This window comes from Hymenobacter seoulensis (assembly GCF_054780535.1).
The window spans coordinates 62,009-74,850 of sequence record NZ_BAAGWD010000010.1 but is presented as its reverse complement, the minus strand read 5'-3'; the positions used below and the strand labels follow the sequence as shown (position 1 = coordinate 74,850).

At 60.5% G+C, this 12,842-nt stretch carries 13 protein-coding genes; 11 read left to right on the top strand and 2 right to left on the bottom strand.

Translation table 11 applies throughout. The features are described 5' to 3' along the window. Window positions 1-81 precede the first annotated feature (81 nt). The 9 genes from ACYVHC_RS21410 to ACYVHC_RS21370 all read left to right on the top strand — a co-directional run bounded on the left by ACYVHC_RS21410 (window position 82) and on the right by ACYVHC_RS21370 (window position 9,663). Entirely contained in the window at window positions 82-963 is an 882-nt protein-coding gene (locus ACYVHC_RS21410; RefSeq protein WP_460615776.1) for a DUF2911 domain-containing protein, read from the top strand. Between the two features lie 379 nt (window positions 964-1,342). Further along, the gene (locus tag ACYVHC_RS21405) at window positions 1,343-1,762 is read left to right on the top strand and encodes a hypothetical protein (RefSeq protein WP_460615775.1); all 420 of its coding nucleotides are present in this window, start codon (window positions 1,343-1,345) and stop codon (window positions 1,760-1,762) included. Window positions 1,763-1,829: 67 nt separating this feature from the next. Further along, a complete protein-coding gene (locus tag ACYVHC_RS21400; RefSeq protein WP_460615774.1) occupies window positions 1,830-2,249 on the top strand; it encodes a hypothetical protein in 420 nt (139 codons plus the stop codon). Window positions 2,250-2,694: 445 nt separating this feature from the next. After that, on the top strand, window positions 2,695-3,276 hold the full coding sequence (locus ACYVHC_RS21395; RefSeq protein ID WP_460615773.1) for a TetR/AcrR family transcriptional regulator: 582 nt from the start codon (window positions 2,695-2,697) through the stop codon (window positions 3,274-3,276). Window positions 3,277-3,337: 61 nt separating this feature from the next. Next, window positions 3,338-4,105, top strand: a complete 768-nt coding sequence (locus ACYVHC_RS21390; protein ID WP_460615772.1) for an MBL fold metallo-hydrolase — start codon at window positions 3,338-3,340, stop codon at window positions 4,103-4,105. Window positions 4,106-5,128: 1,023 nt separating this feature from the next. Continuing rightward, a complete protein-coding gene (locus ACYVHC_RS21385; RefSeq protein ID WP_460615771.1) occupies window positions 5,129-8,029 on the top strand; it encodes a gliding motility-associated C-terminal domain-containing protein in 2,901 nt (966 codons plus the stop codon). A gap of 99 nt (window positions 8,030-8,128) precedes the next feature. Next, window positions 8,129-8,662: a porin family protein gene (locus ACYVHC_RS21380; protein ID WP_460615770.1), complete on the top strand. Its 534-nt coding sequence runs from the start codon at window positions 8,129-8,131 to the stop codon at window positions 8,660-8,662. Then, window positions 8,607-9,275 (top strand): alpha-2-macroglobulin family protein, encoded by a 669-nt coding sequence (locus ACYVHC_RS21375; RefSeq protein ID WP_460615769.1) that lies wholly within the window; start codon window positions 8,607-8,609, stop codon window positions 9,273-9,275. The genes ACYVHC_RS21380 and ACYVHC_RS21375 overlap by 56 nt, the downstream gene beginning before the upstream one ends. Then, window positions 9,238-9,663, top strand: a complete 426-nt coding sequence (locus ACYVHC_RS21370) for a DUF7668 domain-containing protein (protein ID WP_460615768.1) — start codon at window positions 9,238-9,240, stop codon at window positions 9,661-9,663. Before ACYVHC_RS21375 ends, ACYVHC_RS21370 begins: the two co-directional genes overlap by 38 nt. A 225-nt stretch (window positions 9,664-9,888) precedes the next feature. Here the strand turns inward: ACYVHC_RS21370 and ACYVHC_RS21365 are convergent, their stop codons facing one another. Then, window positions 9,889-10,560: a nitroreductase family protein gene (locus tag ACYVHC_RS21365; RefSeq protein ID WP_460615767.1), complete on the bottom strand. Its 672-nt coding sequence runs from the start codon at window positions 10,558-10,560 to the stop codon at window positions 9,889-9,891. Window positions 10,561-10,691: 131 nt separating this feature from the next. On the opposite strand from ACYVHC_RS21365, the gene ACYVHC_RS21360 reads away from it, so the two are divergent. Both ACYVHC_RS21360 and ACYVHC_RS21355 read left to right on the top strand, forming a co-directional pair. After that, a complete protein-coding gene (locus ACYVHC_RS21360) occupies window positions 10,692-11,057 on the top strand; it encodes a winged helix-turn-helix transcriptional regulator (RefSeq protein WP_460615766.1) in 366 nt (121 codons plus the stop codon). 372 nt (window positions 11,058-11,429) lie between these two features. Further along, window positions 11,430-11,786: a hypothetical protein gene (locus ACYVHC_RS21355; RefSeq protein ID WP_460615765.1), complete on the top strand. Its 357-nt coding sequence runs from the start codon at window positions 11,430-11,432 to the stop codon at window positions 11,784-11,786. A gap of 196 nt (window positions 11,787-11,982) precedes the next feature. Here the strand turns inward: ACYVHC_RS21355 and ACYVHC_RS21350 are convergent, their stop codons facing one another. Continuing rightward, entirely contained in the window at window positions 11,983-12,261 is a 279-nt protein-coding gene (locus tag ACYVHC_RS21350; RefSeq protein ID WP_460615764.1) for a DUF1294 domain-containing protein, read from the bottom strand. Between the last annotated feature and the right edge of the window lie 581 nt (window positions 12,262-12,842).

The following is a 12,842-nucleotide window of genomic DNA, read 5'->3' as shown; positions in this document are numbered from 1 at the left end:
GGAGTGGCGGCCCCGTTCACCAGCCTCAGCTGGGCGGCGGGGTAATTTAAGTACCCACGCGTCATGCCTACATTTAGGGCTATGAAACACGTCTTGCCCTGGCTGCTGGCCACCCTGTTCCTGCTGACTGCCGGGAGCGCCCCTGCCCAAACCAAGCTTACGGTGCCGCCGGCGAGCCCGGCAGTTACGATGCGCCACGCTTTTTCCACCTCCTTTGTGGAGTTAAGCTACGGCCGGCCCTCGCTCAAGGGGCGCACCGCCTTTGGGGGACTGGTCCCCTACGGCCAGGTCTGGCGCACGGGCGCCAACCGAGCCACCAAAATTCGCTTCGGGGAAGCAGTGCTGCTGGGTGGTCAGGCCGTGCCCGCCGGCACCTACTCGCTGTTCACCATCCCCAACAAGGCCGACTGGACTATTATTCTCAACCGCGACACGGCCCAGTGGGGGGCGTATGAATACCAACCGCAGTTGGACGTCGTGCGCTTTACCGCCCCCGCCACGTCCCAACCCGGGTCCCAGGAAAGCCTGCTGCTTATGCTGGAAAACCTGGGCCTTGCTACCGCAGACCTCACCCTGAGCTGGGAGCGAACGCAGATCCGCATTCCCTTGCGCGCTAACTCGGAGCAACTGATTTTACGCCAGATTCAGGAAGCAATGCAGGGTAAGCAAAAACCCTATTTCACGGCGGCGCTCTACTACTACAATTCCAACCAGCCTGACCTGACCCCCGCCGTCGGCTGGCTGGATGAGTTCCTGAAAGCGCACCCGGCCAGCCCCAGCGACCAGTACGAAGGCTATTATTGGAAAGCCCGGCTGCTGCAGAAACAGGGTAAAAAGAAAGAAGCGACCGCGGCGGTCCGACAATCCCTGGAATGGATTAAAGCCGACAAGGACGAAGTAGTCAAAGCCGAGTATACCCTGCTTAACCAGCAGTTGCTCACCGAGCTGGAAGCCAAGAAATAAGGGTACTTTCTTGCCTGGCCCTGGAAGAAGGCGTCTGCCGAGGCGCGCTGTCGCAAAGCGGGCGCCTTCATTGGAAGGGGGTACCGGGACCAGAAGCCCTACTTCGCCGTTAAGCTAGGTACCTTCCGTGGCGCCGAGTTACTGAAAGCGTAGGTAGCTTCTACCTGCGGGATGATTTAGTCGCTACTTTCTGCCTCGACGGGTCAACGCCACCGGGCATGCGGGCGGGCCTAGGGTGGGCAATAAATAAGGTTGCTGGCCGGGCCAAAGCGTACGGAGGCAACCTGTATTGTGGTAGCTTGCGTGACTCCTGCAGCGCGTCTCATTTTGTTGACCGCGAGCCCAGTGAAGAAGTGATACTACCGTTTGCCATTAGATTATGCCCCGCCTTTACCCCCTGCTACTTCTGCTGCTCACCACCGCTTGTGGAAGGGATGCCCAAACCCCTGAGCCGGCCGGCTCGCTGCTGGGCCGCTGGGAATACGAGCACAAGGAACGAGCCACCTACGACGAACAGAATCACCTGCTCGAGCGCCTGACCCTTCTTCGAAGCCCCGGTCCCTTCAGCGGGCAATCCTTGACCTTTACCGCCGATACCCTCTACCATGAGTTTTCGGGCCTGCGCAGCTGGATGCCCTACCGCCGCCGGGCGGATACGCTCTGGGCCGGCCCCGAGCGCTGGACGATTCAGCAGCTGACGTCTTCCCGCCTCACCTTAAACCAGCGCACGGACTACCGATTTATCTTGGGCTCCACCGCGCGCCAGCGCGAGGAGTACACTATTTACTATACCCGTTAGCCCTGGCCGGAAAGGCCCAGGTCCTATTCCTATTCCCCCTTTCCGCATCGCTTTGATTTTTCCATTCATGACCAGAAACCTACCCCTCCTGACGCTGAGCTTGGCGCTGGTGGCCACCGCCTGTGATAAAGAAACGGCCGCGCCCACCCTGGAAGGTCGCTGGGACTATGAACGTAGCGAGACCTACAGCGCCCGGGGCACGCTGCTGCCCCAACCGGTTCCCGAAATTAGGCCCGAATCCCACTACCTGGTGGCCCAGGGCACCAAAGTCAGCCGGTACTCCTGGGCCAGCTCCTCTATTGTTGCACCCTTCTACACCTACGACCCCGCGCAGAACACGCTCCTCGCGCAGGATGGCATCATCAGCCGCGTAGAGGAACTGACGGCGCACTCCCTGCGGGTTCGCACGCCTACGTTTGTGGCCAGCAATGGCCCCATTACGGATCCCGTGACGCGTTATGATGTCGTGTATTATTACTCGCGGTAGTTTTGGGCAGGCTGTATTACCTCTCCTTACCTGCTTCTCCACGCCCGTGATTACGCCTAACGGCCCTAAGTAGGCGGCAATCTGCCCTGCCTTGACTTCTAACTTAGAGCGACGCCAGTGGCGCAGGCGCCCGTATTGGAGCCGCTTGGATACCAGCTGCAAGTCGGAGCGGAGAGAGTATCATCACCGGTATACAGGGATTCCACTTTTTCTATGCTCCCGCTTTCCCCCCTCCTGAATTCCCCGAGCTAATCACGCCTGGGCTCCGCGCGGCTGATTTACCCGTCACGGTGGCAGCTTGGCGACGGGTTCCGGCCGGAGCTTTGGTACCCCAGCCGCCCAAACGCGCCAGCCTCAGGAATCAGGTTTTGGACCGCCCGGTTCTTAATCGTAACTTGCCGCTGTAGCGCCGGCCGCGTCGGCTTTGCTTATACCTACTCTGCCCATGTCCCGTCCCCAGGAATTTGATACCACGGAAGCCCTGCATCACGCCATGCGGGTGTTCTGGCGCCAGGGCTACGAGGCAACTTCCTTAACCGATTTGCTGGCTGCGACGGGTCTGAGCAAAAGCAGCCTCTACGCCACCTTTGGCAGTAAGCGCGACCTATTTATAGCCGCTTTCGACGCCTACCGGCAAGCCCGGGTGCGCGACGCCCGGCAGGTGCTGCAGCAGCAGCCCGCCCGGCGGGCCATCGACATCTTTTTCCACTCGCTCTTTGCCGACGTAAATACGGGTGAACCCGCGTTGGGCTGCATGAGCATCAACCAGGCCGTGGAGCTGGCCCCGCACGATGCCGCGGTGCGGGAGCGCGTCGTCCAGGATTTGCAGCTGATGGAAGAGGTGTTGACCCAGGCTCTCGAACGCGGCCAGCTGGACGGCTCGGTTACCAGCCCGCGCCCGGCCCGGGAGCTGGCCAAGCTGTTGGTGCTGGCCTTCCCGGGGCTGCAGGTCATGGCCCGGGCGGGCGCCAGCCGCCGGGAGCTGGATGACGCGCAACAGCTGCTCTTTACTTTCCTGGACGGCTAACCTTTTTTTTGCTTGTTTTTGGACCGAACAGTCCTGAATTTTTCACCTTACCCTCTTTCTTATGCAACTGCAATTAATTCGCCATTCCACCCTCCGCCTGGACTACGCTGGCGTCAAGTTCCTGATCGACCCCATGCTGGCTGAGCAGGGCGCCTATCCAGGCCTGGCGGGCACCCCAAACAGCCACCTGCGCAACCCCACCGTCGGTTTGCCCGAGTCCACCGCAAACCTCAGCCAGGTGGACGCCGTGGTGGTCACCCACACCCACTTCGACCACTGGGACGAGGCAGCAATAGCACAGTTGCCCAAGCACCTGCCCATCTTCACCCAGCACGCCCAGGACCAGGCCCAGATTCAGTCCCAGGGCTTTACCGACGTGCGCCTGCTTCAGGACGCTGCCTTTAAGGGCGTTTCGCTAACCCAGACGCCGGGCCAGCACGGCAGCGACGCGGTCATGGCCGTCGCGGGGGAACTGCTCGGGCAGGTATCTGGGGTAGTGTTTACACATCCTGAGGAGAAAACGCTCTACCTGGCCGGCGACACAGTCTGGAACCAGGACGTGGAAAACACGCTGCGGCAGTTTAAGCCGCAGGTGGTAGTGCTCAACGCGGGTGATAATCAAATCACCGGGGTGGGCTCCATTGTAATGAGCCAGGAGGATGTCTACTCGGTGCACCAGGCCGCGCCCCAAGCCACCCTCGTCTCCACCCACATGGAGTCAACCAACCACGCGACGCTGTCGCGCCAGCAGCTGCGCGCCTTCGCCTCCGAAAAAGGCATGGCCGAGCAGGTGCTCGTACCGGCCGATGGTGAGTCGTACGCCCTGTAATCATGTTGGCCCGTTAACTCCGCCGAGGCGGCCGGGAGGACTCCTTCTCTCCGGCTCCTCAGTTATAAAAACCGGGGAGGGGCCCGACCGCTGGCGGCTAGGCCCCTCCCCGGTTTTATGACTACCATGATGCTGACCACAGCACCAACCTCTCCACTCAGGCACGCCGTAGAGCAGAGCCGCCCCCCGGGCGCCTTATAGTTACCAATGGCAGTGTTCTCATGACGCTTCCGCTTTAGAGCCGAGTACAGTAGAGTAGGAGGTGTAACTTCCCCGCCTGGCCCCGGTAATACCTGGAAAAGGTTGACTGGGTGGAGCCGGGGGCGGGAAATTTGTCTCTTTCTCTCCTATAGCCTGGCGCCTAAGGCGACAGGGGATGATCAGGCGCGGGATGCCCGGCCCGGGATCAGCTAGGGCTAATATAGGTTAGCAGGTAAAGAGCCTAAAATTGTTACCCCGCCATCCTTATTTATTTCTACTTACTTCTACCTTTGTCCCTGTCCGGAGCGCTGGTTATCTGCTCTCCGTCCTATTCCTGTCGTCTTATTTCGTGGCAGCGGCCTATCCTGTGGCGGCATGTCCCGTGCCCCTCCTTTTTTATGCGTAATGCTTTCTGGCTGCTGGGGCTTCCCTTGCTGCTTTCGCTGACGGCCCGGGCCCAGGCTCCTCACGAGTTACCCTTTTTTAGATGGGAAGCATATGTCCAGCCGGGACAGGGTAGCCTGCACGCGACAAGGGAATACGATCACGTTCCGCTCGCATCCCAGCAATGAGTTTATGTTGCTGGAAGTAAACCCCACGCGCCTGTAGGTTGTCTCGTGGCAGGTGATCCGATCCAATGACCGGTTGGTAGGAGAGCGCTACACGAAAATATAAGGCCGCCCGACCCACCGGTTCCACCGCTAAGAGACTATCTCATCCCAAACGAGGCCTCATCCAGTGCTTACCCTATCCGAGGCGGGGTAGTGTCCCCTGCTCATTTCTTCCGGTAGAACCCAATTTGATTACCCTTATAACGTGCGTATGCATCAACCGTTACTCTCTAAGGCCGCCCGCTGGTGGCTGCTTGCTTTCTTATTAGGTTTGTGGATACTGGCTTTCCCGGCCAAGGCCAGCCATATCGTGGGCGGGGAGCTGGACCTGCAGCACCAGCAGGGCAGCACCTACCAGCTCACGCTCAACCTCTACTTTGACGATGTGAACGGGGACCCGACGGCGCTGGACCGTACCATGATCGTCAGCCTCTTTGCCAAGGGCACGAATCAGCGGATGACGGACTTCGATATCGGCCTAGTCGACAACTCCTTTGTGGCCTACACCAACCCGGCCTGCGAGTCGCCCTCCCTGCGCACCCGCCACCTGGTCTACCGCGCGCCGCTGGAGCTGGATACTTCCCTCTACACCAATCCGCTGGGCTACTACGTGGTGGTCGAGCGCTGCTGCCGCAACCGCACGATCAGCAACATCAGCAAGCCCGAGGACGCGGGCCAGACCTTTTACCTGGAGTTTCCGCCCGTGGTGAAAGACGGCCAGCCCCTGCTCAACTCCACGCCGAAAATCTTCCCGCCCCTGAGCGACTACGCCTGCCGCGGGGAGCTGTTCTACTACGATTTCGGGGGGGCGGATGCCGACGGCGACTCGCTGGTGTATGAGTTGGCTGCCCCGCTCAATGGGCACTCTTCTCCCTTTAGCCTTGCCCCGCTGCCCGCCCCCGCCCCGTACCCGGCGGTCCAGTGGCTACCGGGCCTGAGCCTGCAGAACCAGATTCCCGGCTCCCCGGCCCTGGGCATCGACCGCCGCACCGGCCGGCTGACGGTGCGCCCTTCCCAGCTCGGCCTGTTTGTGTTTGCCATCAAGTGCTCGGAGTACCGCCAGGGCGTCAAGCTCGGGGAAGTGCGCCGCGACTTTCAGCTCAAGGTGCTCAACTGCCCGCCCAACCAAACCCCGGATCTCACCTTACGGCTGCCCAACCAACGCCAAGACTACGTGCCGGGCCAGCAGGTCTTCACTCTGGCGCCCGGCGCCGACCGCTGTGTGCGCCTGCGCCTGACCGACCCCGACCCGAACTCCCAGCTCTCGCTCTCGCTGCATCCGGTCAACTTTACCGGGGGCCCGCTGCCCACCTTCAGCCTCACCCAAGGGGTCGTGCGCACGCCCGGCCGGCCCGACACGCTCGTCTCCCAGCTCTGCTTTCCCACCTGCCTGGACACGAAAGGGAAGGTGTATCTGCTGGATGTGATTGTGGCCGATAACGGCTGCAGCCTGCCCCGGCGCGACACGGTGCAGCTTGCTTTCACAGCCAGCCCCCCACCCAACGCCGCCCCCCAGCTTTCTACCACTGCCCCCCAGCCGCTGACCGCCCGGCCGGGTGAGCTGGTGACCTTCGACGTGCTGGCCATCGATGCCGACCAGGATGAGCTGACCCTGCAGCTGCAGGGCATGGGCATCGACCCGCTGGCCCTGGGCGCGCAGTTCACGATCACCCGCGTGGGGCCCGGGCAGCTGCGCGGCCGCTTGAGCTGGCGCGTACCCTGCCCCCCGGCCGGGCAGAGCCGCTATGAGCTGGCCTTTACCACCACGGCGGCTCCCTGTGGGTTGCCGCAAACCAGCCGCCTGCTCGTTCCTATAGTCCTGGACCTGCGCAACACCCCACCCGTGCTGACAGTCACGGCGGAGGCTACCCGGCCCCTGCTCGTGCGGCCGGGCCAGCTCGTGCGCCTGCCCGTGCGCGGCATCGATGCCGACCTAGATGCCGTGCGCCTGGCGCTCAGCGGGCAGGGCTTTGCGGCCGCGGAGGTGGGGGCGAGCCTTTCCTTTATCGGGGAGAACGGGCTGGCCACGGGCACCTTCACCTGGCTGGTGCCCTGCCCCCCAGCGGGCAGTCCGCTGAACTACACGTTTGCCCTGCAGGCTAGCTCCACGGCCTGCGCCTCCACCCAGACCGATCAGCAGCTGGTGGCCTTTCGCATCGACCCCTCCAACCAGGCGCCGGTGCTCTCGCTCCCGAACTCCCCGGCCCTGCCCCTGCGGGCGAAGGTCGGGGAGCTGCTCACCCTGGAAGTGCTGGCCACCGATGCCGACTTGGACCCGCTCTCGCTGCAGCTGCGCGCGGGGCCGGGCCTGGACGGCGCGGCGCTGGGCGCCACGTTTACCCTGCTGCCGGGCACGGCGGGCGGGGAGCAGCGCGGGCGCCTGAGCTGGCGTGTGCCCTGTCCCCCGGAGGGGCAGAGCCGCTACGAGATGGTCTTTGCCAGCACGGACGTTCCCTGCCAGGGCGCGGCCACGACGAGCCTGCGGGTTGCCGTGGAGGTGGAGGCACCTAACACGGCGCCTACCTTGAGCTCCTCCCTGTTTGACGCCCCGCTGCTGGTGCGCCAGCTGCCCGGCGAAGTGTTCGAGGCCACTGTGCGCGGCACCGATGTTGACGGCCACGCGCTTACGCTCACGGCCCAGGCCGTGGGCACGGACCTGGCCTCGGCGGGCATGCGCCTGGACGTGCGCCCCGACGCGGGTGGGGTGACGGGCACCTTCCGCTGGCAGGCCAGCTGCCAGAGCCCCCGCCCCCAACCCGTGGACGTGGTCTTTACCCTGCAGGAAGACGCCTGCCGACCCCTGCCCCAGCAGCGCACCGTGCGCTTCGAGGTAGCCGACCCCGAGCCCGTGGCCTTTCTGCCGCCCAACGTCTTCACCCCCAACCAGGACGGCAAGAACGATGCCTTTGAGCTGCCCCAGCTGCCGCCCGACTACTGCGACCAGCGCTTTGCCCGCATCCAGATATTTAACCGCTGGGGCCAGCCGGTGTACGCCTCCACGGCCCGCACCTTCCGCTGGGAGGGCACGGGCCAGCCGGCCGGGGTCTACTACTACCTGATCCAGTACACCAACCAGCGCCAGTTCAAGGGCCACGTGACCCTGGCTCAGTAGCCCCGCGACACGTGTTCGCAGGAGCATTGCCAATTTCGACCGCTCCTTTCGGGACCCGACTAGTACCGTTAACCGCTTTATCCTTCATTGCGTACCATCATGCGCACCTTTATTCGTTGGGTTGCTCTCGCTGGTGCGTTGGCTCCTACCCTGTCGCAGGCCCAAAGCACCGCCGCCCGCACCCCCTGTCCGCAATCCACGCACTTCGGCGTCCGCGCCGGCTTGAACCGTACGGGCATTTATGATTTGGCCATTTACCAGCAGAAGGCTACCGAACGCATCGGGGTAGTGGCCGGGGCCTTCGTGTGCTGGAAAATAGGCTCGCACATCGCCCTGCAGCCGGAAGTTACTTTTTCCCAGCAGGGGAGCCACCTTAACAAATGGGATGGGGCCGCTCCCCTCTCGCAAACCATCGTACTCTCCTACCTGAATGTGCCGCTGCTGCTGAAGGTTAACGTGGCACAGCTTGCGAGGCAGCGCCTACTATCAACACCTGCTGCCCGCGCGCATTGGCACTACCCTGCTGGCCTACGCGGCGTTACGCCCGCAAGCAGGTCAGGCGGCGGAGCTGCGGCGCATGCAAACCTTTCTGCTGCAGCAGCGACCCGGTGGGCACTGGAGCAGTACCTATGAAAGCGCCCGCATTCTGGAAACAATTAACCCGGAGCTGCTGGCGGACGGTTCCGGAGCGGCAGCTGCTACGGTACGCCTGACCGGGGCGTTAACCCGGGAGATAACCCAATTCCCCTATGAAGTCACGTTGCCCCCCGGGGAACATGCATCGCTGACGGTGCACAAGCAGGGCGCGTTGCCTGTATATGCCACCGCCTATCAATCGTTTCATAACCCGACGCCGAGCGCGGCGGCGGCCCCGTTTCAGGTACGCACCTCCCTGAATGGTTTATCTACTTCCCGCGTGTCGATTCGCGCCGGTCAGCCAGTAGAGCTAGTGGTGACCGTTATCGTGCCGGCGGAAGCCCGGTATGTCCTGCTGGAGGTTCCTATTCCGGCAGGCTGCTCCTATGGGTTGCTGGTCCCCGTGAACCGTTACGAGGTGCACCGCGAATACATGCGCTATCAAACCGGAATATTTTGTGATGTTCTGCCCGCGGGAAAGCATGTATTCCGCATTGCCCTGCAGCCCCGCTTTCGTGGCCAGTATACCGTAAATCCGGCCCTGGCGAGCCTGCTGTATTTCCCCACTCGCTTTGGGCGAACGGAGAGCAAGCAAGCTCTTATTAACTAACCTACCAAGTAAGCGAATACGTTTCAGTTTTCGTAATTGCACTTATCAGCCAGATCAGCCAGCTGATTGTACGCTTCTCGTTAAGCACTTTGTCGACCTGCTACTAGCGGAGAACTATCAGGCCGTTATAGAGCAGCATTTTCACCAAGACCGACTGCAGGCAGATGATATAGCAGAAGCAATTCGTTTGTTCCCTGGTCACCTGGCTGCTTCACCAATCTCTGCCAACAAAACCCTAGACGTCTATGAATACGATAACGGGAGTGAGTATATGGTGGAATTTTTCCTCTGGATTGACTTGGAGCCAAGTGATCTGATCGTCAAAATTGACGCTACCTGGGCTGACAACGAATTGCACTATACTTTTTGGGATGTGTACGCGACGTAAGGACCGTTTCTTCGCGTGGTCGCTAAACATAAAAAGTATTCCCGGACCCTTCTGGAAACAAGTGAGGATTTACGGTTGGCTAAGTATGTTCCTTTTCCAAGTCAGTTTACAGCTTTCTACCAGAAAAGCCCGCTTACCGAGCTTGGTAAACGAGCTTTTTTGTTTGCTAGCTGCTACTGCTTTTCGCAGGGCTAGCACGTATTCCCGGATGGACCACGGCCGAGGTTAGGCCATTGGCCGGTCTGCCGTGTCTGCGACATCAGCGAGCGTCATTTCGGTTACAAAGGCCGCCATCGGGGCCCGCACCTTTTTCATGTTCACCAACCAATCGCCCGCCTCTTCCCGGTAGCCTAAGGGCAAGAGCACCGTACTGCGGTACCCTTTGCTCGGCAGTTGCAGAAGTGCATCTACCTTATCCGAGATGAAGCCTTCCATCGGGGTAGCATCTACTTTTTGCTCAGCGGCGGCGGCAATCGCCATGGCCAAGGAAATATAGCTTTGCTTGGCGGCATGATGGGCTTGCCAATCGGCACCTAACGGCTCGTACAAGTCCAGGATCGTCTTTTTATAAGCATCCATTGTGTCGAGTGGTAAGTTGCGCTCCTCCATCATGCGGGCAAACACCTTGGAAATGCGCTCCTCGCTGTAGCCATCCCAGGCCGCAAACACCAGTAGATGGGAGCAGTCCGTAATCTGACTTTGATTATAGGCAAACCCTTTTATCTTTTCTAACAAGGCTTTGTCCGAAATTACAACAATCATATACTGCTGTAAGCCGGACGACGAGGGCGCTAAGCGGGCCGCCTCTAAGATGTACGCTAGTTTTTCCGGTGGGACGATCGCCCCACTCATCTTCTTGGTGGCGTAACGCCATTGCAAATCGGTTAGTAAGCTCATGCTCTTCAAAAGTTTGACGAAGTAAACCTTGGACAAAGGTATAAGCAGCCACAGTCATTTAGTATCTTTGGGACAAAAAGTAACAGAGACAAGCGCGTCCCCTAGGTGACATGCAGGTAACCAACTGAGCTATGGAAAAAGGAACGCCAGACCATCCCATCAGCAGCGCGTGTGCTCAGCGCATGCGCGCCATTGACGATACCCTAGATATCCTGAGTGGCAAATGGAAATTAGCCATTATCGCCCGTCTCTGCGACCAGCCGATGCGCTATTCTGCCCTCTTAAAAAATGTGACGGGGATTGCCGGCAAGGTGCTGAGCCGCGAGCTCCAGGACTTAGAAACGAATGGGCTGATCACCCGAGCCGTTACCACTAGTAAACCGCTGGCGGTGACTTACAGCCTTTCAGAAAACGGAAAATCCTTAAAGGCGTTGACGGATAGTCTCGCCGAGTGGGGGCTGCAACATCGCGCACGCATTATGCAGGCGGCAAACTAATACTACCTCAAGCCTATCTGTTCCCATTCCTTGGCCAACTTATTCCGTAGCCATTAGAACACAAGTAGTTTTGTCTTCTAATGGCTACACATTTCTCATTGGAAAGGGCATTCCGCTACTTCGCTCTCTGTACTAGGCTAGTGAACTAGTTTTGGCTCGTTGAGGCCCTATATCCTGGACTTCTGCTAGGATCTGTAAAGCAAAAGGAGTGTTTGACCACGGCTTGCATAGCTGAGCGGCAGTCTTGTCGACTGGCCGCAGTCGAAGCCCGTCCCCTGCGCCCAACCGGCTGGGGCAATGCCCCGGCATCTTGGGCACCGCTCTGCACGTAGTGATCGTGGCCCGGATGCACTTTCCCCGGCCGCTGCGCGCATGAACGCTCTACCCGAGTACCCCTGCCGGCTGCGCTTGCGCAAACTCGCCGCCCTGCCCGGCCACGCCACGGGCGCGGTTCCCGTCGGCGCCTGCTACGTCGGCGACGCCGTCGCCCCGCCCCAGCCCACCCAGCGTTTTTGGTTGTTGCGCCGGGAAACGGGCCGCTGGCTCTCGACCTCCTCCGTGCAGCGGCTGCTCAACGCCCACACATTCATCACGCGCAACAGCGTCTACCGAATCGAGTTCTTCAAGGAGGTAGAGTGCCTGCCCCACCTGCGGGCCCGCCGCCAACGCCGATCGCTTCGGCAGGTGCACCGGCCCAACGAAGAGGCCGCCGTGGAGCCGCGGCCATGACTGACGACTCTACCCTCCTCGGCCGTGGGGCGGGATGTATGACCGCCGCGATGCGGGTAAGCGAAAGGCAGTACACGTGCATAATGACGGTCATAGGCGCACCATCATGCATGAGCGCCGCTGTGCTTCAGTTTAGCAACTCTCTTGGCTTTACATGTGCCTGCGCCCTCTCCCCGCCTGTAGCCGCTTGGCCCGGTTAAAATGTTGCTTGCACATAGGGCCACGCGAAATAGAGCACCGTCCCCTGCAGCAGCGTCAGCCCCAGGGTAACGCCCCAGAAAGTGGCTTTCCGGTTTTTATGGTGGAGCAGCCACATCGCCACCCACGCGCCGGGCGCCGCGCCGGGCAGCGTGGCGAGGTGTAGCGTTTTTTCGGCTATGCGCCGCTGCTTGCGTTGGGCTTTGTGTTTATCCCAGGCGAAGAGCAGAAAACACAGTCCATTGAAAAACAGCAGGCAAGTCAGAAGGATGATCATGGGGCGAAAGGCGGGAGGTTAATTCAACTGGGCGGGGTTTCAGCCTGGGTGGTCGCGGCACGGATCTGAATCAGTTGGGTGGGTTCCAGAGGCCAGCAAGCCGCGATACCAGTGGCTGGCGTGGCAGCCGAAGTGTGCATCAGCGGGGCCGCAAGGTAGGGAACTGCGTCCCAGGAACGGGTCCGTCTTCTGGATTGGACACGCCCGCGGAAACGCCTTGTTCCTTGAGTGGAGCCGTGCGGTTGCCTCTGCCACCAAGAAGAAAAGAGGGCCAGAGTGGTAGGTCCCAAAAGAGAACGATCCCCAAAGCTAGTTCGACGAGGACAAGTACAGTGCCGTTTTCTGACCCAAGTTGTATACAAAAGGCACGGAAAACACAACCAACATTCCGTGTTTTTGAGACCGTTTAGACGGGTGCTCCATGTGTCCAACAACCTTTCGGGGCAGTTGCAGAACACCGGCGTTAGACTTTTTTAAACAGCTGCTTCCCCTGTTTGGACAGAGTGTACTCCAGCAAACGGCCGATTACTAAAGGGTTTTGCCCCCCACGAAATCGGCCCGAAAACGCTGATTTTTCGGGC

What these genes read in the sequence shown, in the direction of transcription:
- ACYVHC_RS21410 (WP_460615776.1), top strand. Translation starts at nt 82, where the DNA reads ATGAAACACGTCTTGCCCTGGCTGCTGGCCACCCTGTTCCTGCTGACT.
- ACYVHC_RS21405 (WP_460615775.1), top strand. Translation starts at nt 1,343, where the DNA reads ATGCCCCGCCTTTACCCCCTGCTACTTCTGCTGCTCACCACCGCTTGT.
- ACYVHC_RS21400 (WP_460615774.1), top strand. Translation starts at nt 1,830, where the DNA reads ATGACCAGAAACCTACCCCTCCTGACGCTGAGCTTGGCGCTGGTGGCC.
- ACYVHC_RS21395 (WP_460615773.1), top strand. Translation starts at nt 2,695, where the DNA reads ATGTCCCGTCCCCAGGAATTTGATACCACGGAAGCCCTGCATCACGCC.
- ACYVHC_RS21390 (WP_460615772.1), top strand. Translation starts at nt 3,338, where the DNA reads ATGCAACTGCAATTAATTCGCCATTCCACCCTCCGCCTGGACTACGCT.
- ACYVHC_RS21385 (WP_460615771.1), top strand. Translation starts at nt 5,129, where the DNA reads ATGCATCAACCGTTACTCTCTAAGGCCGCCCGCTGGTGGCTGCTTGCT.
- ACYVHC_RS21380 (WP_460615770.1), top strand. Translation starts at nt 8,129, where the DNA reads ATGCGCACCTTTATTCGTTGGGTTGCTCTCGCTGGTGCGTTGGCTCCT.
- ACYVHC_RS21375 (WP_460615769.1), top strand. Translation starts at nt 8,607, where the DNA reads ATGCAAACCTTTCTGCTGCAGCAGCGACCCGGTGGGCACTGGAGCAGT.
- ACYVHC_RS21365 (WP_460615767.1), bottom strand. Translation starts at nt 10,560, where the DNA reads ATGAGCTTACTAACCGATTTGCAATGGCGTTACGCCACCAAGAAGATG.
- ACYVHC_RS21360 (WP_460615766.1), top strand. Translation starts at nt 10,692, where the DNA reads ATGGAAAAAGGAACGCCAGACCATCCCATCAGCAGCGCGTGTGCTCAG.
- ACYVHC_RS21355 (WP_460615765.1), top strand. Translation starts at nt 11,430, where the DNA reads ATGAACGCTCTACCCGAGTACCCCTGCCGGCTGCGCTTGCGCAAACTC.
- ACYVHC_RS21350 (WP_460615764.1), bottom strand. Translation starts at nt 12,261, where the DNA reads ATGATCATCCTTCTGACTTGCCTGCTGTTTTTCAATGGACTGTGTTTT.